A 20232-nucleotide genomic window follows, 5' to 3' on the forward strand; every position below is an offset into this window, starting at 1 on the left:
CGGCATGGACCGCCGGGCTCCGTCACCGCTCGCGGAGAGCATCCTGCCGGTAGCGCACGATCGGCGACAGCAAATAGCTCATGATGCTGCGGGCGCCCGTCCTGATTTCGACGGTGACGGTCATTCCCGGCGAAAGACTGATCTCCTTGTCGTCGACGACCATCTTGGTCCGATCGATCGAGACGTGCGCGATATACACCGGCCCCTGCCCCTTCGGCTCGCTGCTCTCCTCCGTCGCTGCCGTGTTGGGTTCGCGGGCGGGATCGCGCGCCCGGTCGCGGGACACAGAATCGGGCGAGACGCTGACGATCTTGCCGTGCAGCAGGCCGTAACGCGTGAAATTGAAGGTATCGACCTTGATTTCAGCGTCCTGCCCCGGATGCACGAAACCGATATCGCGATTGGAAACCATCGCCTCGATTTCAATCAGACTGTCGCTGGGCACGACCACCGCCAGCGTCTGGGCGGGCGTAACGACCCCGCCGACCGTGTGCACGGCCAATTGCTGCACCACGCCGTCGATCGGCGCCGCGAGCTTCTGAAGGTTGGTCTTGTGCTCGGCCTTGGACACCTCGTCCTTGAGACTGCCGGCCTTCTGCGTCGCCTTGGCCAGATCGTCGTACAGGCGATGCCGGTATTCCGAGACAAGCTTGGCGCGCGTCTCGTCGAGTGCGGCCACGGCTGCATTGCCCTCCTGGAGCTTGCTCCGCTGCACCAGGATGTCCTGCTGCATCCCGACGAGCTCCTGAAGCTCCTGCAGATATTGCAGCTTTGAACCGTACTCCCGGTCCGCCAGGTACTTGCGAACGTTGACGCGCTCCTGCAGCACCGGCAGCAAGGCTTCAATCTTGGCGATGCTGGCGTCGATCGTCTTGGTCTCCGCCACCTTCTGCACCCGCTGCCGATCCAGCTCGGACAATTTGGCGCGCTGCTCGGAATCCTGACTGCGCAGATACTCCAGATGCATCTGAACCAAGGCGGGCGGCGTGTCCTCCGGCGCACCGTCGAGCGCGCTGGTGTTGCCGTCGAGCGCAGAGCGCGTGCGGGCAATGTCCAGCAATGACGCGAGCAGATCGTTCTTCAGGTGCAGAAGCTCCGCCTGGTTGCTGGTCGGATCCAGCTCGATCAGAATCTCGCCGGCCCTGACGGTCTGGCCGTCGCGGACGTGAATGGCCCGCACCACCCCGATCTCGAGCGGCTGGACCAGCTTCACGCGGTCGCCCGGCACGATCTTTCCGGGGGCAGAGGCAACGATATCGATCTTGCCGAGGCCGGCCCATGCCACGGCGCAACAGAACAGGGCGGCCAGCAAGACGGCCGTCAGCCTGGCGGTCGGAGATGGCGGCGTCTCGACGATTTCGAGGGCGGCCGGCAGGAAGGCCAGCTCGTCCCGCGTTTTGCGCCCGGTTGCAAGCGCTTCACGAGCCGACTTCATGGATCCCCGCCTGCAACCGGTACAACGACGCGTATCTTCCGCCCGTGCTGAGCAGCTCCTCGTGAGACCCCTGCTCAACCAACCGGCCGCGATCGATGGTGATGATTCGATCGGTACGCCGGACGGCGGATAGCCGATGCGCGATGACAAAGACCGTTCGCCCCTTCACGATCCGGCTCATATTGTCCTGAATGACCCTTTCGCTTTCGTAGTCCAGCGAACTGGTCGCTTCATCGAAGATCAGAATGCGCGGGTCGGTGATCAGGGCCCGCGCGATCGCGATGCGCTGGCGCTGGCCTCCCGACAGACTGGAGCCACGCTCGCCCACGACGGTGTCGTAGCCTTCCGGCAGCTCGAGAATGAATTCATGGGCGCCCGCAAGCTGAGCCGCGGCGATCACCTGCTGCATCGGAGCGGCCGGATCGGCGAGCGCGATGTTGTCCCGTACGCTGCGATTGAACAGCACGTTTTCCTGCAGCACGACGCCGACCTGGCGGCGCAGCCATGCCGGATCGACCATCGCGAGATCGACGCCGTCGACAAGGACCCTGCCCTTCTCCGGAACGTAAAGGCGCTGAACCAGCTTCGTGAAGGTGCTCTTGCCCGACCCCGACGGGCCGACGATGCCGACGACCTGGCCGGCCGGAATGTTGATGTTGATCTCGTGCAGCACTTCGGGTCCATCGACCCGGTACCGGAAGGACACGTGCTCAAGCGTGACCTGCCCCTTGATGGGCGGCGGCACGGCGCGGCCGGGGTTGAAGGTCTGCTCCGCCGGCGTATTCAGAATGTCGCCCAGTCGCGCGACCGAGAGCCTGGCCTGATGGAAGTCCTGCCAGAGCTGCGCCAGCCTCAGGACCGGCGCGCTGACGCGTGACGAGAACATGTTGAAGGCGATCAGCTCGCCGACCGTGAGGCTGCCGTCGATCACCAGCTTGGCGCCGGCGTAAAGGATCACCGCGGTGACGAGCTTGCTCACGAACTGGACCGATTGGCTCGCAACATTGGCGAGGCTGAGCACGCGGAAGCTGGCCGCGACGTATTCGGCGAGCTGCTCCTCCCAGCGGCGCTGCATCTGCGGTTCGAGCGCCATCGCCTTGATGGTCTCGACCCCGGTCACGCTCTCGACGAGAAAGGCTTGGTTCTCGGCCCCGCGCTCGAATTTGGTGTCGAGCCGCTGCCGGAACATCGGCGTCGCGCCGGCCGAGATGCCGACATAGAGCGGGAAGGATCCGAGCACGATCCAGGTCAGGATCGGCGAGTAGACGAACATCACCGCGATGAAAACGACGGTGAAAAACAGGTCGATCACGACCGTCAGGGCGGAGCCGGTCAGGAAGTTGCGGATGTTCTCGAGCTCGCGAACCCGCGCAACCGAGTCGCCGACCCGGCGAGCCTGGAAGTAGGCAATGGGCAGCCCGATCAGGTGCCGAAACAAGCGGGCTCCCAGTTCGACATCGATCCTGTTCGTCACGTGGGAGAACAGATAGGTCCTCAATATCGCAAGCGCCGTCTCAAACACCGCGATGCCGATCAATCCGACGACGAGCACATCGAGCGTGCTGAGTGTGTGATTGACCAGGACCTTGTCGATCACCACCTGAAAGAACAGCGGCGACACCAGCGCGAACAGCTGCAGGAAAAAGGAGGCGATCAACACCTCCACGAAATGGTAGCGATACTTGTGGATCGCGCCCAGAAACCATGACAGGTCGAAGCGGCGTGCAAGATTGACCAGTCCCGCCCGGCGGCTGACCAGGATCATCCGGCCTGACCACACCGCTTCCAGATCGGCCCGCGTGATCAACTCCGGGCGCTCTGACAGCGGCGATTGAACGAGGATCTTGTCGGCGCCCACCTTGGCGAGGATCAAATGACCACCGTCGCGCAACAGCGCGATGGCAGGAAGCGGGGCCTTCTCGAGCCTTAACCAGTTGGTCGTCACCTCCCGGGCCTTGACGCCGGTCGAGCGCGCGTAGCGCAGCATCTCCGGCGTTCCGAACGGCCCATGGCCGAACTGGTGACGAATCTGGTCGACATCGGCCGGGATGCCGTGAAAACGCAGCAGCATCGCGAGCGCAACTATCCCGCTGTCTGCTGCCGTACCGCTCCGCGTTTCAATCATCTCGCGATTTAATCTGCTCAGTAGCTGAAAATGACTGCCGTCGAACGCGAACCGACACCGTCGTGAGCGCGCCCTGTCCCCTGTTCCTCGACCTCGTCGTCAGCCCAAACCGACTATTCGCAACGAACCGATAGAGCAGCAGATGAATATAACGCCCAGAGTACTATGTCTCTCCGGCGGGATGCAATTGGCCTTGTAAGCGAACGAGCCAAATTCACCAGCAACATCATGCCGATCCCGGAGCCCCTCGTCGGAACCTCTCGCAGCCGAACCACGCTCCGTAGTCTTACGGGCCGCGGCGCGCGAGACGGCCGTCACCAGCGTCGCAGGGATGGTCGCCTCGGCCGGATGGCGTATATCCGGATGGCGTATATAGAGTGTCGTGCCCTGCTGATATGACAGCCTGCAGAAATGGCCCGAACTCAGTTCCATGCCCGAGCTGAAGCCGATCGCACCTGAGGCGCTGCACATGAACAGCCTCACGCGACGCTGGAGCCCCGCACCTTGGCGTCGGTTGACTACCCCGTGACTGGTCAGCATGAGTATTACTTATTATTGGTACGCTACCATAGATTGAGGGCTCGACCAAGATGCCTTGGAATTATTCCGTAACATTGAATGATACTTCGAGCGCTGGCGCATCCGCCGACGCCTCTCTTGTTTACGATCTCGAGCAGGCCCTCAATGTCTGGCAGCGCTATGTCCTGGGCATTGGCACCCTCGTGGTGCAACTCAACATCCTGCCTACCACCGTTGGCCGTGCCGACGGCGGGCCGACCTCGAGCTACTATGTCGGATCAAATGGCGGGCTCGCGGTGTATGAGCCGTCAAGCCAGTACGAGCTGACCACCGGGCAGCATGTCGCGGGCACGACAAGCGACATCACCATCAACATCGATCCCGGCTATTTCCAGTACATCGACATGGCCTATGGCCTGACCTACGCCAGTCAGGTGCCTGGAAACGTGATCAATCCGATCGACGTGTTTCTGCATGAGTTGATGCACGGCTTCGGCATGACGGGCTGGTACAACCAGAGCGGCCAGTTGCAGCCCGGCCCCTACGAATCGACATTCGACAACCTGATTCAGAAGACCGCCATGGGCGCGTACTTTGTCGGCGCCAATGCCGAGGCGGCCTATGGCGGCCCGGTGCCGCTGACCACAAACAGCACCACTGAGAACTACTATCATTTCGGCAACCAGCAATCCGACCTCTACGCCACCCCGTCGACCGTCAAGGACCCGCTCACACTGGACTTGATGAACGGGATCGTTTTCTACCCCAATTACCAGTACGCGATCTCCAATCTGGACATCGGAGTTCTGAAGGATCTCGGATACAGCATCCGGACGACGCCGGTCGTCACGGTCAGCGATCAGGCCGCAGGCCGAAATCAGATTTTCGCGGCCTCGTCGCTGTTCTCGGTGAACATGGCCACCGGCGATTCCATCACCGAATATTCCTTCTGGGACAGCAACGGCCACGGTTTCTGGACGGTGGGAGGAGTAGCCCAGGGCACCAACACCGAGATCGACATCAACGCATCGCAGCTGGCTCAGGCGAGTTACCAGGCCGGACCGGGCTCGGACACATTGTGGGTGAGTGCCTTCGACGGCTATTTGTGGAGCGACTGGAAATCCTTCGTGATCTCGCCGGCCGATCACGCACCCGTGGTCACCGCGGCGAACGTGACCGCCGGGCACGCGCAGCTGTCGGCAAGTGAATCGGCCCTGTTCTCGGCCAGCGACGCGGACGGCGACACGATCTCTCAATACGCCTTCTGGGACACACAGGGCCACGGCTACTGGGCGATCGGCGGTGTCGCGCAACCCACCAACGCCGAGATTGACGTCCCGGCCGCCAACCTCTCGCAAGTGAGCTATGTGTTCGGATCAGCCCCGGACACGCTCTGGGTCCGGGCCTATGATGGATACCTTTGGGGAGCCTGGGTCCCGTTCACGGCGACGCCAAGCGTGGATCATCCTCCCGTTGTTTCGGCTTCCAGCTTCACGGCGGCACACGGGCAAACTTCGATCGCGGCTTCGAGCCTGTTCAGCGCCAGCGACCCGGATAGCGATCCGATCACCCAGTACGCACTCTGGGACAGCAACGGCAACGGCGCATGGGTGGTGAACGGCGCCGTTCAGGCCACCAATGCGGAAATCGACATCACTGCGGCACAGCTTGCCCAGACCAGCTACCAGTTCGGCTCAGCTCCGGACCAGCTTTGGGTCAGGGCGTACGATGGAACGCTGTGGGGCGCATGGGTCCCGTTCACGGTCACGCCAGGTCCGGATCATGCGCCGGTGGTCAGCGCCACCGACTTTTCCGCGACCCACGGCCAGGATATCGCCGCATCCGATCTCTTCAGCGCGACCGACGGCGACAGCGACACGATCGCCGCCTACCAGGTTTGGGATTCAACGAGCGATCCCGCCAGCGGTCATTGGGTGGTCGGCGGCGTGGCGCAGGCGGCCAACATCGCGATCGATGTTTCACCCGCTCAGCTGACGAGCACCTCGTTCCAGTCGGGCTCCGGTTCGGATGACCTGTGGGTGCGAGCCAATGACGGCATCACCTGGGGAGCCTGGAAAGAGTTCCACGTCAACGCACCGATCGACCACGCACCGGTGGTCAGCGCGTCGGACGTGACCGCCACACATGGTCAGGACATCGCCGCGTCCAACTTGTTCATGGCCAGCGATCCCGACCACGATACGATTACCAACTATCAGTTCTGGGACTCGACGACCGATCCCGCCAGCGGGCATTTTGTCGTGGCCGGCGCGGCACAGCCGGCGGGCCAGGCCATCGATGTCAGCGCGGCACAGCTGGCCAGTACATCTTTCCAGAGCGGTTCAGGCTCCGACGATCTCTGGGTGCGAGCCTTCGATGGCATGACCTGGAGCAATTGGAAGGAATTCCACGTCAACGCGCCGATCGACAATCTTCCGATCGTGACGGCCGCCGACGCTGCGGCGAGCCACGGCCAGGATATCGCGGCCTCCGCGCTGTTCTCGGCCACCGACGCGGATGGAGACACCATCACGAATTATCAGCTGTGGGATTCGACGTCGGATCCGAGCAGCGGGCACTGGGTGGTCGGCGGAGTGGCTCAGGGCAGCAACGTCGCGATCGATGTCACTGCCGCCCAGCTCTCGAGCACGAGCTTTCAGAGCGGCTCCGGTTCGGACGATCTGTGGGCGCGGGCTTACGACGGCATTGCCTGGGGGCCGTGGAAGGAATTTCACGTCACCGCACCGATCGACCAGGCTCCGATCGTCTCCGCGTCCGACTTCCACGCCACCGCCAACCAGAGCGTGGCCGCAACGAACCTGTTTTCGGTCTCCGATCCGGACGGGGACAGCATCGCCCAATATCAAGTCTGGGATTCGACATCGTCGGCCGGCAGCGGCCATTGGAGCATCGGCGGCAACGCGCAGCCCGCCAACACCGCCATCAATGTGAGCGCAGCTCAGCTTGCCAGCACCACCTTCGAGGGCGGCACCGTCACTGACGACCTCTGGGTTCGCGCCAACGACGGCATGATGTGGAGCGCCTGGCAGGAATTTCATCTCATCGTCTAGCGAGCGGAAGGGTGCGCTGAGTGGCGATGATCCGTCCGCCCGCCAGGGCATCGAGGCCTCGAGGCGCGAACCTTCTCCCAAAACAAAAACGGCCCGCGCGATGCGAGCCGTTCATTTCGCTGGTCCTCATGCCGCTATCACGGATTCACCGGCCTCTCATCGGCCAGCGTCGTCGGCGAGCGCATGTGTCGGATGACGGGTATCACCACGCCGGTTTTGTGGGCGCACGTACATAATGAGGGCTTCCGGAAGCTCTGCCTTCACCTTCAGCGCAGCGGCGAGCGCGTCTTGTCCGTCCAGGACCACGTGGTCGGCCTTTCCGTTCAGTTTGAACCCAACGGTAAACTGCATCCAAAAACCTCCGCGTCTTCACCACTACGCCGTTGCGGCGAAGAATATGCTCCGGAGCAGATGGGTGTAGCCGGATTCGAACACCATGATCGCCACAAATACCAACACCAGCACCGGCGGAAGCAGGATCGCGTAGGCCAGGGCCAGCCGCTCCCAGGCCATATGCATGAAGACAGCGACGATCAGACCGGCCTTGAGCACCATGAACAGCAGGATCAGCGACCATCGGAGATGGCCATGGATGCCGAAGTAGTCGACGAGATAGGAGCAGGTGCTGAGCACGAACAACCATCCCCAGACCACGAGGTAAAGCTTGATCGGATGCTGCTGGCCTGCCGCGTGCGTCGCCCCCGATGCGACTGCCTCGTGCGCGTAAGCGTGTAGCGCATGCTGTGCTGCCTGCCCTTCCACATGTACCGCTGCGTTTGTCATGCGCCACCTCACCAGAGATAGAAGAAAGCAAAGATGAACACCCACACCAGATCAACGAAGTGCCAGTACAGGCCGGTGATCTCGACGATCTCGTAATATCCCTTCCGGCTTGTGAAGAAGCCGCGTCGTTCGCGATCGAAATCCCCTCGCAAGACCTTGCGCGCAATCGCGATCAGGAAGATCACGCCGATCGTCACGTGGGTGCCGTGGAAACCGGTGATCATGAAAAAGCATGCGCCAAACTGCGGCGCACCCCAAGGGTTACCCCAGGGCCTCACGCCCTCCATGATCAGCTTGGTCCATTCGAAGGCCTGCATTCCGACGAAGGTCGCGCCGAATGCCGCGGTGGCCAGCATCAGGGCCGCCGTTCGGACGCGGTCGTGGCGGTAGCCGAAATTGACGGCCATCGCCATCGTTCCGCTGCTGCTGATCAGAACGAAGGTCATGATAGCGATCAGGATGAGCGGGATATGCTTGCTCCCGATGTTGAGCGCGAAGACTTCGCTCGGATTGGGCCACGGCACGGTCGTCGACATGCGCGCCGTCATGTACGACAACAGGAAGCAGCTGAAGATGAAGGTGTCGCTCAGGAGGAAGATCCACATCATGGCCTTCCCCCAGGACACGTTCTTGAACGCGCGCTGGTCTGAGGCCCAGTCGGCGGCGATGCCTCGCAATCCGGGGATCGTCCCGGGCGCGGCCTTCGGCTGCATCAGTGTCGTCTCTGCCATCGGTCCTTGCCCTCGCTTAAGTGAGCAACTGGCGACAGATGTTCACGAAATTTTCGGTCCAGCCGGTCAGCAAGCCGAGCAAAACCAGCCACACCAATAAAAGGAAATGCCAATAGATGGCACAGAGCTCGACGCTCAGGCGCACCTGCACCATCGGCGCGCCGCGCCACACCTTGGCGCTCGTCCTGCCGAGGGCCACCAAGCCGCCGATCAGATGCAGCCCGTGCAGCGCGGTGATCAGGTAGAAGAAGGAATTGGCCGGATTGGACGCCACGACATAGCCGGCGACGTTCAGCTGCTGCCATACCACCAGCTGTCCGGCCAGGAACGTCACGGCGGATGCTCCACCCACCAACAGGCCGACGAGCACGTCCTCATCGTCGCTGCGGCGCGCGGCCATCAGCGACCATTGCAACGCCGCGCTACTGATGATCAGGACGCCGGTATTGATCCACAACAGCTTCGGCAACGGCAGCTCGCGCCAGTCCACCATGGTGTTGCGCATCGAGTAGGCACTGATCAGGAGCGCGAACAACGAACCGACGACCGCGAGAAACACGCCCAGCCCGATTTTCGCCGGCGACACGGACGCCCCCCTCTCGCCGCGAAAATCGACGGCCACCCCCTCCTCCAGCCAGGGTTTGGCCGCAAGCCGCTGCTGCGAGAGCCACCATCCCGCGATGGCCGCAATGGTCGCCATGAACAGGATGACGGCACTCACGGATGGGCTCCCTGCGCCACCACTCCGGACGGTGGCTCATTTTGCGGCACGAAATCCCTGGCGGCACCGGGAACGCTGTAATCGTAGGCCCAGCGATAGACGACGGGCAGTTCCTTGCCCCAGTTACCATGCCCCGGCGGGGTCTCTGGCGTCTGCCATTCCAGCGAGGTGGCGCCCCAAGGATTGCCGCCGGCTTCCTTTCCCTTGAACAAGCTCCAGACGAGATTGAACAGGAAGACGAGCTGGGCGAAGCCGACAATCAGGGCCGCCACGCTCATGAACGCATTGAGGTCATGGGCGGACGCCGGGACGAACGACGTCTCGCCAATGTCGTGATAACGGCGGGGCATCCCGAGCAGGCCGAGATAGTGCATGGGGAAGAAGACCGCATAAGCCCCGATGAACGTCACCCAGAAGTGGAACTTGCCAAGCAGATCATTGAGCATCCGTCCGGTCACTTTCGGATACCAGTGATAGATCCCGCCGAACACGGCCATGATCGGCGCGATGCCCATCACCATGTGGAAGTGGGCGACAACGAACATCGTGTCGGATAGCGGAACGTCCACGACCACGTTGCCGAGAAACAGCCCGGTCAGGCCGCCATTGACGAACGTGACGATGAACCCGAGGGCGAACAGCATCGGCACCGTGAGATGAATGTCGCCGCGCCACAGGGTCAGCACCCAGTTATAGACCTTGATGGCGGTCGGAATGGCGATGATGAGCGTCGTGGTGGCGAAGAAGAACCCGAAATAGGGGTGCATGCCGCTGACATACATGTGGTGCGCCCACACCACGAAGCTGAGAGCGCCGATCGCGACGATGGCCCAGACCATCATGCGGTAGCCGAAGATGTTCTTTCGCGCGTGGGTGCTGATCAGATCGGAGATGATGCCGAAGGCCGGCAAGGCGACGATGTAGACTTCGGGGTGGCCGAAGAACCAGAACAGATGCTGGAACAGGATCGGGCTGCCGCCGCCATACTTCGACAGCTGCCCCATCTCGACCAGCGTCGGCATGAAGAAGCTGGTTCCCAGCAGGCGGTCCAGGAGCAGCATCACCGACGCGACGAACAGCGCCGGGAAGGCCAACAGTGCCATCACCGTGGCCGTAAAGATGCCCCACACCGTCAACGGCATGCGCATCAACGTCATGCCGCGCGTGCGGGCCTGCAGCACCGTCACCACGTAATTGAGCCCGCCCATCGTGAAGCCGATGATGAACAGGATCAGCGAAGCCAGCATGAACACGATGCCCCAGTCCTGCCCGGGGGTGCCGGAGAGGATCGCCTGGGGCGGATAGAGCGTCCAGCCGGCGCCGGTTGGCCCGCCAGGCACGAAGAATGTTGCGGCCAGCACCAGCACGGCGAGCAGATAGACCCAGTAGCTCAGCATGTTCACATAGGGGAAGACCATGTCCCGGGCGCCGACCATCAGCGGGATGAGATAGTTGCCGAAGCCGCCAAGGAACAATGCCGTGAGCAGGTAGATCACCATGATCATGCCGTGCATGGTGATGAACTGGAGATACTGGTTAGAATCGATGAAGGAGAATGTTCCCGGGAATCCCAGTTGCAGGCGCATCAACCACGACAGCACCAGCGCCACCATTCCGATCGACATCGCCGTGATCGAGTACTGGACGGCGATCACCTTGGCGTCCTGCGAAAAGACGTACCTCGTCCACCAGCTCCTCGGATGATAAAGCTCCACCTCACCGACTTCGGCGGGCGGGATGCCTGCGACCTGATCAAGCGGGATATCGACCATCGGAATTCCCTCCTTGGTCTTCTGTTCGGCGACGAGTTCGCTTCACAATCTCCGGCACATCCTCATCAGCCTGTTCATTCGCTTCCTGTCTTGTACGCCGCCTTCGCGACGTCGCGCTGGCCCGACAACGCAGCGAACGTCCGCTGCTTCTCCAGCCACGCGTGATATTCCTTCTCTTCCTCGACGATGACCCTGCTGCGCATTTGCGCGTGCGCCGCGCCGCAGAGTTCAGCGCAGAGAACGTCGAACGTTCCTGTGCGGGTGGGTGTGAGCCAGTAATACGTCACCGAGCCCGGTATCATGTCCATCTTCGCCCGGAACTCGGGAACGTAGAAATCATGCAGCACGTCGATCGAGCGCAGCAGCACCTTCACCGGTTTGCCGACCGGCAGATGCAGATCGTCGTTTTGAACGACGACGTCGTCCTGTCCGTTTGGATCGTTGGGATTCAATCCCAGAGGATTCTCGGAACTGATGAGGCGCGCATCTGACGTGCCGAGCCGGCCGTCCTTGCCGGGAAGCCGGTAGCTCCACATCCACTGCTGTCCGACGACCTCGACGTCGGTCGCATCGGCAGGAACCGTGACGAACTGGTGCCAGACGACGAGGCCCGGCGCCAGCATGGCGACGACGCCGATTGCGGTGCCGATGCTGAGCCACCATTCGAGCTTCTTGTTCTCGGGATTATAGGCCGCCCGCCGTCCCTCCTTGTGATGAAAGCGGAAGACGCAGTAGGCCATGAACGCGATGACCGCGCAGAACACCGCCCCGGTGATCCAGAACGTCAGGTTGATGGTGTCGTCGATGTAACGCCAGTTCGAGGCGATCGGCGTCCACCACCACGGGCTGTAGACATGAAACAGCACCGAGGCGATCGCAACCAGGAGCAGTATGAGCGCTACAGCCATCCTTCATCCTCCCAGCCGTTGAAGGCTACGGAGACGAACGAAAGGGCGGAGCTCACGTCAAAGGGATGGTGTCACACTCACCATCACTGCGCCTCTTGCCTCGCCCATTTTGCCGGTCGGACATGACAAAGATTCAGCGTCACGACCGCAATCGCATCGGAGCTGGGGGCGTTCACGCATTTAAAATGGTCCCCGTCGGGCCCGGCGTCAATAGAGGAGTGGATTGCATCCCTTGTCCGGCGCGTGTTGGGGCGGCGCGTCAGCGAACGCCTTTCGGCACGACCAGGCGATGGTGCGTCGCACAAACCAGGCGATGCGAAGGCACGATTTCGCGGACCGCATCGTTCGCTTGCTTCTCCGGCGCATCGGACTAACTTCACCGTACCGGTTGCGACGAATGTCGTCCGGCAAGCTCCTTCTCGTTGAACCTGATTTGCCGGACTCAGTCGCGATTTTCGCGCATGAGGCGGATGCGTGTGTTTTGAAGCGCTCCGTTCACCTGCGGCCACGAGCAAGGAGACCGGAGCCATGACCACCGTCTTCGCAAGACCCAAACTGCAATTGTTCGGTGTCTCCACCGTCTATGTCGTTCGCAAGATCAACCTTTCCGACTTGGGCAACGCGCTGCGCCTGGGCTGGGAAGACTTCAAGGCCATTCCGACCCACGCCATCGTCCTGTGCGTGATGTATCCCGTCCTCGGACTGTTCCTGTTCAGACTTGTCATTGGCTACTCGGTACTGCCGCTGCTGTTTCCGCTCGCGGCCGGCTTTACCCTGATCGGTCCCTTCGCCGCACTCGGCCTCTACGAACTGAGCCGCCGCCGCGAGCGCGGAGAGGAGCCGGGCGCCTGGGATGCAATGCAGGTGCTGCGTGCGCCATCGTTCGGTGCGATGCTCGAACTTGGCGTCCTCCTGTTCGTTCTGTTCGGCGTCTGGATTGCCGCCGCGGACGCGATCTACACCGCAACCTTCGGCTATGCACCGGCTGCGAGCATCCCCGATTTCGCGGAGCGTGTGCTGACGACGTCCGAGGGCTGGACCCTCATCATCGTCGGATGCGGCGTCGGTTTCCTGTTCGCGGTGATAGCCTTGTGCATCAGCGTTGTCTCGTTCCCGCTGATGCTGGACCAGCACGCGACAGCGATCGATGCGATCCGAACCTCGATACGCGCGGTGAAGATGAATCCGGTCGAGATGGCCGTTTGGGGACTGGTCGTTGCGGTCCTGCTGGCAGTCGGCTCACTGCCTTTCTTCATCGGTCTCTGCGTCGTTCTGCCGGTGCTCGGTCATGCCAGCTGGCATCTTTACCGGAAGGTGGTGGAGCCTGACCCGAATCCTCCGCAGGAAGAGCCTCGCCCGCCGATCGGTCACCGCTACGCGGCAGATTTCCCGGCCTCTCTCTTCCCATGGAGCCGCGAGCGCTAAAGGAGCAGCCACGAACGGTTGCAGCGTCACCGTGTTCGGCGGAACCGGCTTTCTCGGCAGCCGGATCGTCCGCCATCTGCTCAATCACGATTTTGCCGTCCGGATCGCGTCACGGCATCCGGACGGAGGGCTGGGCCGACCTGATCGCCGCGGACGGCGGGATTCGCCGAGCTTGGCATTGCGCCACATTCGATCGAGGAAATCTTCCAGAGGATGTTGTCGAGTTCGGGGTGATGTCGCCGGGTCGGCCCGGCAACAGAAAGGCCCCGGCAATCAATCGAAATTGCCGAGGCCTTCCACCAATCTTGGTTGCGGGGAGGCGTAACCACCGATACCGACATTCGGTTCAAGTCGCGATCTGAGCGTGGGCACCCCCGCGTCCCGAAGGCGCTCAGTCAAGGCTCGCTGATTAAGAGACGTATCATTCTCTCCTACGATCTTTGCGAGGACAACGATGCCAAGTGCAGCCGATTACTCTGCGATCGAGCATCTGCGTGACGGTAGCAGGATCGAAGTTCGCTCGCTCCGGCCGGACGACCAGGACGACATGCTCGCGGCGGTCGACCGCACCACCGTCCAATCGCGACAGCGCCGCTTCTTCGCCCCGAAGCGCAGCTTCTCCGACAAGGAGATCTCGTTTTTCATGAATATCGATTTCGCCAATCACGTCGCGCTGGTTGCGCAGATCGACGAGGACGGCCGGCCGGTCGTCGCAGGCGGCGGCCGCTACATCGTCGCACAGCCTCGCCGGGCTGAGTTGGCCTTCGTCGTGATCGATGCCTATCAGAGCAAGGGGATCGGCACGGCGCTGATGCGCCATTTGCTGGTGATCGCGCGCGATGTAGGGCTGAAAGAACTAACCGCGGAAGTCCTGCCCGAGAACGCGGCGATGCTCAGCATATTCAGCCGCTTCGGGTTCCGTTCGAGCGCCGGCGACGACCCGCAAGTCAGACATTTGACCTTGAAGCTTTCCTGAACGGACAAAGCACGTGTCCCCGGTCTGTGGCGGCGCGCGGCAGGCTCTTCCGGCGTCGCGATCAACGAAGCCCAGCGGGGATCTGCGATAGCCGCCGCCGCGCGCCTCGTTCCGGCATACGAGCTTCGGTTGAACAGAGCCCATCCGTTCCATGCTGACGAAGCGCCACTCGGGAGCCGGTCGGCGTTGCGGGCCGGCTTGAGATAGATCAACGCCTCGCCCTCAGGGCTGGCAAACGCTGCTGCAAATTGGCTTTCCGGTCAATTCGCCGGCCGATCGCCTAACAGCGCGGCTACTTTGGCCGGCCTGGGAGTGTTTGCCATGCGCTCGACCGAGTCCGGGAGTGCTCGCCAAATGGGCCGCTGGATGCGCTGGATGCCCGGCGTCGACACCCTCCGCCGATACGAGGCGGCGTGGCTGCCGCACGACATCTTTGCCGGCCTTGTTCTTGCGACAATGCTGGTCCCGGTCGGTATCGCCTATGCGGCGGCATCGGGCCTGCCGGGCATCCACGGTCTCTACGCGACCATCATCCCGCTGCTGGCCTACGCGGTGTTCGGCCCAAGCCGTATCATCGTGCTCGGACCGGACTCGGCCCTGGCTGCCGTCATTCTCGGTGTGGTCACCCCACTATCCGGTGGTGATCCCCTTCGCGCGGCAACGCTCGGCGCCATGATGGCCCTCGTTTCGGGAACGGTGCTCATGCTGACGGGCTTCGCGAGGCTGGGTTTCGTGACCGAGCTTCTTTCGAAGCCGATCCGCTACGGCTACATGAACGGAATTGCGCTGACCGTATTGATCAGCCAACTGCCAAAGCTCCTCGGCTTCTCGATTGAGAGCGAAGGACCATTGCGGGACCTGTTGAGAATCGGCGGCGCAATCCTCGACGGCAAGACGAACTGGGTTGCTTTCGCGGTTGGGCTCGCAACGCTGATCGTCATCCTGCTGCTCAAGGACAACAAGCGGCTGCCGGGTATTCTGATTGCCGTTGTCGGGGCAACCCTCGTCGTCGGCGCGCTCGATCTCGGGGCCGGCTACGGCGTGAAGGTCCTCGGTCCGCTTCCTCAAGGTCTGCCGGCTCTTGCCGTTCCCTGGATCAGCTATGCCGATCTGGTTCCGGTGCTGATCGGCGGAAGCGCCGTCGCGCTCGTCTCATTTGCCGACACCAGTGTGCTGTCACGAACCTACGCCGCGCGACTGGGTGACAAGGTTGATCCAAACCAGGAGATGGTTGGGCTCGGCGCCGCCAACCTGGCAACCGGCTTTTTTCAGGGCTTCCCGATCAGCAGCAGCTCTTCGCGCACGCCGGTGGCGGAGGCTGCCGGTGCCCGCACCCAACTGACCAGCGTCGTCGGCGCGCTCGCCATCGCGTTCCTTCTCGTCGTGGCGCCAAACCTCCTGCAGCATTTGCCCAATGCCGCATTGGCCGCCGTCGTCATCGCCGCGGCGATCGGCTTGTTCGAGATCGCCGACCTCAAGCGAATTTATCGCATTCAGAGATGGGAGTTCTGGCTGATCGTGCTGTGCTTCGTCGGCGTGGCTGTGTTCGGCGCGATTCCCGGAATCGGTCTCGCGATCGCCGTGGCTATCGCTGAGTTCCTGTGGGACGGATGGCGACCGCACTCCGCGGTGCTGGGCCGTGCCCACGGCGTCAAGGGCTATCACGACATCACGCGATACCCCGATGCGCGCCGGATCCCGGGGCTGGTCCTATTCCGGTGGGACGCGCCGCTGTTCTTTGCCAACGCCGAGTTCTTCAAGGAACGCGTCCTGGACGCGGTGGCGACGTCGCCCACGCCGGTTCGTTGGCTGGTCGTCGCGGCCGAGCCAGTCACCAGCGTCGACGTCACGGCCTGCGATACCGTTGCCGAGCTGGACGAAGCCTTGCACGAGAGGGGAATCGAACTTTGCTTTGCTGAACTCAAGGACCCGGTCAAAGACAAGCTGAAGCGATTTGGACTGTTCGCGCAGCTCGGCGAAGGCTACTTCTTCCCGACGATCGGCTCGGCCGTTTCCGGCTATTTGGAAATCAACAAGCTCGAATGGGAAGATTGGGAGGACTAGGTGCGGACTCTCAGGGGGTCGTCCGTCGGGAGACGGACGCGCCCGATGGGTGGTTTGGCCTGCAGAGCGGATGTGATCGGCGAACCTCAGGCGTGACGGCTCATCCAGCGAAGACGACGACCATGACCGATCCCCAGGTCGTCAGCAGAATGTTCGAGACCGGATAGGCGGGCGTATAGCCGAGCACCACCACAGAGCTGCCCGAACGCTCCTGAATGGCGGCCATCGCGGCCGTTACCGTCTGCGCTCCCGTCAATGCGCCGAGCAGCAGGATCGGGTTCATGCGCAACACGAAGTGGCCAAAGCAGAAGCCTGCGATCTGCGGCAATAGGGTTACGATCATGCCGCCCAGCAGCAAGCCGATGCCCGACTCGCGTATGGCCGAAAGGAAGACCGGCCCGGCATGAATCCCGGTCAGACCGACGAAGGCAGCCAGTCCGAGTGACGTCATCAGGCTGATGGCGCCGTCGGGGATCCGGCCGAAATATGGTAGACGGGTGCGGAGATAGCCGACCAGCAATCCGGCGAGCAGCGTGCCGACACTGGTGCTCAGCGAGATCGTGACACCACCAACCGAAAAGCTCACGAGAACGCCAACGAGGCCGCCGAAGAAAATCGCGAGCCCCAGCACCACGAAATCGATGCTGGTGCTCGGCGCGACAATCACGCCGATGCTCTTGGCGGCATTCTGCACGACGGTTTCAGGACCAACGATGCGAAGCAGATCGCCGCGCTCAAGGACCACTCCGGCCGCGATGGGGAGAGTTTCACCGCCCCGGTTCACCGAGCGCAAATAAAGGCCACGCGTCCAGTCCTGTTCCGACACCCGCTGAAGACTGCTGCCTGCGAGCTTCGCGTTGATCAAGAAAACGTCGGCCGAGACCACGGGGATATCGAGCAGCTCCTGGTCCTCGACCTCCTCGCCGCGCGGTCCGATCAGTTCGACGATGATCTGGCGCGGCGCCGACAACGCGATGACGTCGCCTGCCGCAAGCATCGTTCCAGGTTCGGCCTCGAGCACGCGCTCTCCGCGACGAATGCGGTGGATGAACACGCGGTGCCCGGGCACGCGAGCCTCGGCGGCGGCAACCGTCAGTCCGGCGATCGCCGCGTCGACATCCAGCCGGTACGCGCGCATCTCGAATTTGCGCCACGCCGACGCGAGGCCAGGCTTGGCGCGTGTGATGCCCAGGGTCTGTTCCAGCTTGAGCGCTTCCGTCTTCAGATCGATCTTCAGCAACGCTGGAACGACAATCGTGCAGAACGTGATCACGCCGGCATAGCCGAAGATGTAGCAGACCGCATCGGCTACCGCGATGTGCGAGACGAACAGCGCGCGCTGTGCCTCGGACACGGCCAGCCCATTGACTGCGTCGGTCGCCGTTCCCATCGCAGCGCTTTGGGTAAGCGCACCCGACATGAGTCCGGCCGCAAAGCCGGCGTCAAGCCGCAGTACGCGTGCAACGACGATCGCTGCCGCAAGACCGGTGAGACTCACGACAATGGCCATCAGCACAGGCTTCAGCCCGTCCCGCTTCATCGCCAGCACGAACTGCGGACCGACCGAATAGCCTACGCCGAACAGAAACAGCAGAAACAGAAAGGATTTCGTCATGCCGGAGACGGGCACATGCGCGAAATCGCCGACCGCAAGGCCAGCAAAGAGCGCGCCCGTCACCGGGCCAAGGCTGAAGGCGCCGATCCTGAAGCTTCCGATCCAGTAGCCCGCCGCGATCACCAGGAACAGCGCGAGCTCCGGATAGCGGACGAGAAACTGCTGCAGCCAGGTCACCATCGTCGGACCGCGGCTAAGTCATCATCATGACCAGCACCATGCCCCAGATCGTCAGCAGCGTGTTTCCGACCGCGTAGGTGACGGTATAGCCAAGGCCGGGAATCTGGCTCTTCGCGCGATCGTTGATCATGCCGAGCGAAGCCGTCGTGGTGCGCGCGCCGGAGCAGCACCCAAGCAGGATCGCGTCGTGGAATTTGAACAGGTACTTGCCGACGAACATCGCCAGGATCAACGGCACGGTGGTCACGAGGACACCCCAGAGGAACAGGCTGAAGCCGAGCTTCTGCAGGCCGGCGACAAATCCCGGACCCGAGGAGATCCCGACGATAGCAATGAAGACGTTCAGGCCGACCGAGTTCATGAACCACACCGTGGGCGACGGAATGCGGCCGAAGGTCGGGTGCACGGAGCGGAGCCAGCCGAAGAACAGCCCGGAGATCAGCGCGCCGCCGGAGGTGGACAGCGTGAGCGGGACGCTTCCGATCTTGTAGACGAAGGCGCCGACAAGGGCGCCGATCGCAATCGCGGCGCCGATGAAGGCGACGTCGGCCACGTCGGTCGCGCGGTCGGGCCGGCCGAGCATTCTGGTGGCGGCAGCGACATCGGGCGTGCGGCCGACCAGGGTGACGATGTCGCCCCGGTTGATCTTGGTGTTCGGCAGGATCGGAATCTCGACCGCGATCGCGCCGCGGGCGATCTTGCGCAGGAATACGCCGCGCGCGCCCGGTTCTTTCGCCAGCTCCTCGAGCGTCTTGCCATCGACGTCCTTGCTGGTCACGTAGACATCGACGCCCTCGATCGGCACCGCCAGCAGCTCGCGATCGTCGACTTCCTCGGCCTGCTCGCCGATCAGCTGGACGAGCACATCGCGGCGGCCTGCAACGGCGACGATGTCGCCGGCATGAATGACGGTGTCCGAAGTTGCCTCCACGATCTTGCCGGCTTGCCGGAGCCGGAGGACGAAGATGCGGTGATCGGGAAGCAGTGCTTCGGCCTGCCCGACCGTCTTGCCGGCGACGGGTCCGCGCTCATGAACGCGATAGGCGCGCACATCGAACTGGTGCCAGGCCGTCCCCGGGCCACCCAGCTGCTTCTTGCCGCCGTGCTCTTCCTCATATTTCTTGCATGCGGTCTCGAGATCGATCCCGAGCAGCGCGGGTCCGAGCAAGGCCAGGACGATCGCCGAGCCGACCGTGCCGAAAATGTAGGTCACGGCATAGGCGACCGGCATGGCATCGAGCAACTTCTTGGCTTCGTCCGCGGGCAGGCCGAGGCGATTGATGGCGTCGGTTGCGAGCCCCATCGATGCGGAGATCGTCTGCGAACCGGCATAGAGCCCGACCGCCGATCCGACGTCGTAGCCGGCAACCTTTGCACCGAGATAGGCAGACAGCAGGCAGAAGACACACACCACAGCCGCGAAAATCGCCTGCGGTACGCCGTCCTGCGCGATGCCGCGCACGAATTGCGGTCCGACGCCATAACCGATCGCGAACAGGAACATCAGGAAGAAGAACGGCTTGAGCGGGCCCGAAATGGTGATCCCGATCTGGCCGATGATGACAGCGGCGATCAGCGTCGCGGTGACCGCGCCCAGACCGAGACCCTTGTAGGTGAAGGATCCGAAATAGTAGCCCAGCGCCAGCGAGAGGAAGATCGCGATTTCGGGATAGGTGCGGAGCGTCTGGAAGAACCAATCGATCATGATGTCACCCGTTCGTGCTGTCCCGGAGCTTCGTCCTGCGCCCACTTCGATCTTGCGCCGAAGCAGGGCGAAGCATCGTGTCGGTGCACATCAGGCAATGGTCGACGAGACGGATGTTGATCTATGTCAATCGCAACCGCGATCGCCTTGCAGCTTCATCGTCTTGCCGCGTGGCGATCTCGCTCATCGCATCGCGACGCGA

The 20232-nt window shown here is 62.6% G+C and carries 14 protein-coding genes; 4 read left to right on the forward strand and 10 right to left on the reverse strand.

Annotated elements, in window-relative coordinates; translation table 11 throughout:
- Nucleotides 1-22: 22 nt before the first annotated feature.
- Both FBZ93_RS31295 and FBZ93_RS31300 read right to left on the reverse strand, forming a co-directional pair.
- A complete protein-coding gene (locus FBZ93_RS31295) occupies nt 23-1435 on the reverse strand; it encodes an HlyD family type I secretion periplasmic adaptor subunit (protein WP_146991384.1) in 1413 nt (470 codons plus the stop codon).
- Nucleotides 1419-3560 carry a type I secretion system permease/ATPase gene (locus tag FBZ93_RS31300; protein ID WP_146991287.1) on the reverse strand — a complete coding sequence of 714 codons (2142 nt, stop codon included), beginning with the start codon at nt 3558-3560 and terminating at the stop codon, nt 1419-1421. Before FBZ93_RS31300 ends, FBZ93_RS31295 begins: the two co-directional genes overlap by 17 nt.
- Before the next feature lie 923 nt (nt 3561-4483).
- Here FBZ93_RS31300 and FBZ93_RS41445 point away from each other — a divergent pair.
- Nucleotides 4484-7150: a hypothetical protein gene (locus FBZ93_RS41445; protein WP_246667718.1), complete on the forward strand. Its 2667-nt coding sequence runs from the start codon at nt 4484-4486 to the stop codon at nt 7148-7150.
- A 156-nt stretch (nt 7151-7306) separates the two neighbouring features.
- Here FBZ93_RS41445 and FBZ93_RS31315 read toward each other — a convergent pair whose 3' ends face one another.
- From FBZ93_RS31315 to coxB, 6 genes are all read right to left on the reverse strand, one after another.
- Nucleotides 7307-7501: a hypothetical protein gene (locus FBZ93_RS31315; protein WP_050422713.1), complete on the reverse strand. Its 195-nt coding sequence runs from the start codon at nt 7499-7501 to the stop codon at nt 7307-7309.
- Between the two features lie 24 nt (nt 7502-7525).
- Entirely contained in the window at nt 7526-7933 is a 408-nt protein-coding gene (locus FBZ93_RS31320) for a cytochrome C oxidase subunit IV family protein (RefSeq protein WP_074130345.1), read from the reverse strand.
- Between the two features lie 8 nt (nt 7934-7941).
- Nucleotides 7942-8664, reverse strand: a complete 723-nt coding sequence (locus FBZ93_RS31325; RefSeq protein ID WP_050422715.1) for a heme-copper oxidase subunit III family protein — start codon at nt 8662-8664, stop codon at nt 7942-7944.
- Nucleotides 8665-8680: 16 nt separating this feature from the next.
- Nucleotides 8681-9385: a cytochrome c oxidase subunit 3 gene (locus FBZ93_RS31330; RefSeq protein ID WP_146991288.1), complete on the reverse strand. Its 705-nt coding sequence runs from the start codon at nt 9383-9385 to the stop codon at nt 8681-8683.
- Entirely contained in the window at nt 9382-11157 is a 1776-nt protein-coding gene (gene ctaD, locus FBZ93_RS31335) for a cytochrome c oxidase subunit I (protein WP_146991289.1), read from the reverse strand. The genes FBZ93_RS31330 and ctaD overlap by 4 nt, the downstream gene beginning before the upstream one ends.
- 74 nt (nt 11158-11231) lie before the next feature.
- Nucleotides 11232-12065, reverse strand: a complete 834-nt coding sequence (gene coxB, locus FBZ93_RS31340; RefSeq protein ID WP_146991290.1) for a cytochrome c oxidase subunit II — start codon at nt 12063-12065, stop codon at nt 11232-11234.
- 528 nt (nt 12066-12593) lie between these two features.
- Between coxB and FBZ93_RS31345 the strand changes: the two genes are divergently transcribed.
- The 3 genes from FBZ93_RS31345 to FBZ93_RS31360 all read left to right on the forward strand — a co-directional run bounded on the left by FBZ93_RS31345 (nt 12594) and on the right by FBZ93_RS31360 (nt 16530).
- On the forward strand, nt 12594-13490 hold the full coding sequence (locus FBZ93_RS31345; protein WP_146991291.1) for a DUF2189 domain-containing protein: 897 nt from the start codon (nt 12594-12596) through the stop codon (nt 13488-13490).
- A gap of 454 nt (nt 13491-13944) precedes the next feature.
- Entirely contained in the window at nt 13945-14466 is a 522-nt protein-coding gene (locus FBZ93_RS31355; RefSeq protein ID WP_146991293.1) for a GNAT family N-acetyltransferase, read from the forward strand.
- Nucleotides 14467-14787: 321 nt separating this feature from the next.
- Nucleotides 14788-16530 (forward strand): SulP family inorganic anion transporter, encoded by a 1743-nt coding sequence (locus FBZ93_RS31360; RefSeq protein ID WP_433995458.1) that lies wholly within the window; start codon nt 14788-14790, stop codon nt 16528-16530.
- A 100-nt stretch (nt 16531-16630) separates the two neighbouring features.
- Here FBZ93_RS31360 and aspT (FBZ93_RS31365) read toward each other — a convergent pair whose 3' ends face one another.
- Together aspT (FBZ93_RS31365) and aspT (FBZ93_RS31370) are read right to left on the reverse strand one after the other, a co-directional pair.
- Nucleotides 16631-18325 carry an aspartate-alanine antiporter gene (gene aspT / locus FBZ93_RS31365; protein ID WP_146991294.1) on the reverse strand — a complete coding sequence of 565 codons (1695 nt, stop codon included), beginning with the start codon at nt 18323-18325 and terminating at the stop codon, nt 16631-16633.
- Between the two features lie 13 nt (nt 18326-18338).
- On the reverse strand, nt 18339-20030 hold the full coding sequence (aspT, locus tag FBZ93_RS31370) for an aspartate-alanine antiporter (protein ID WP_146991295.1): 1692 nt from the start codon (nt 20028-20030) through the stop codon (nt 18339-18341).
- Between the last annotated feature and the right edge of the window lie 202 nt (nt 20031-20232).

Source organism: Bradyrhizobium macuxiense (assembly GCF_007993935.1).
Taxonomy (GTDB): Bacteria; Pseudomonadota; Alphaproteobacteria; order Rhizobiales; family Xanthobacteraceae; genus Bradyrhizobium; species Bradyrhizobium macuxiense_A.

Excerpts from the sequence above, each read along its gene's own strand:
- FBZ93_RS31320 (WP_074130345.1), bottom strand. The coding sequence starts at position 7,933 with ATGACAAACGCAGCGGTACATGTGGAAGGGCAGGCAGCACAGCATGCG.
- FBZ93_RS41445 (WP_246667718.1), top strand. The coding sequence starts at position 4,484 with ATGGCCTATGGCCTGACCTACGCCAGTCAGGTGCCTGGAAACGTGATC.
- aspT (WP_146991295.1), bottom strand. The coding sequence starts at position 20,030 with ATGATCGATTGGTTCTTCCAGACGCTCCGCACCTATCCCGAAATCGCG.
- FBZ93_RS31360 (WP_433995458.1), top strand. The coding sequence starts at position 14,788 with ATGCGCTCGACCGAGTCCGGGAGTGCTCGCCAAATGGGCCGCTGGATG.
- FBZ93_RS31325 (WP_050422715.1), bottom strand. The coding sequence starts at position 8,664 with ATGGCAGAGACGACACTGATGCAGCCGAAGGCCGCGCCCGGGACGATC.
- FBZ93_RS31345 (WP_146991291.1), top strand. The coding sequence starts at position 12,594 with ATGACCACCGTCTTCGCAAGACCCAAACTGCAATTGTTCGGTGTCTCC.
- FBZ93_RS31295 (WP_146991384.1), bottom strand. The coding sequence starts at position 1,435 with ATGAAGTCGGCTCGTGAAGCGCTTGCAACCGGGCGCAAAACGCGGGAC.
- FBZ93_RS31300 (WP_146991287.1), bottom strand. The coding sequence starts at position 3,560 with ATGATTGAAACGCGGAGCGGTACGGCAGCAGACAGCGGGATAGTTGCG.
- FBZ93_RS31315 (WP_050422713.1), bottom strand. The coding sequence starts at position 7,501 with ATGCAGTTTACCGTTGGGTTCAAACTGAACGGAAAGGCCGACCACGTG.
- ctaD (WP_146991289.1), bottom strand. The coding sequence starts at position 11,157 with ATGGTCGATATCCCGCTTGATCAGGTCGCAGGCATCCCGCCCGCCGAA.
- aspT (WP_146991294.1), bottom strand. The coding sequence starts at position 18,325 with ATGGTGACCTGGCTGCAGCAGTTTCTCGTCCGCTATCCGGAGCTCGCG.
- FBZ93_RS31355 (WP_146991293.1), top strand. The coding sequence starts at position 13,945 with ATGCCAAGTGCAGCCGATTACTCTGCGATCGAGCATCTGCGTGACGGT.
- coxB (WP_146991290.1), bottom strand. The coding sequence starts at position 12,065 with ATGGCTGTAGCGCTCATACTGCTCCTGGTTGCGATCGCCTCGGTGCTG.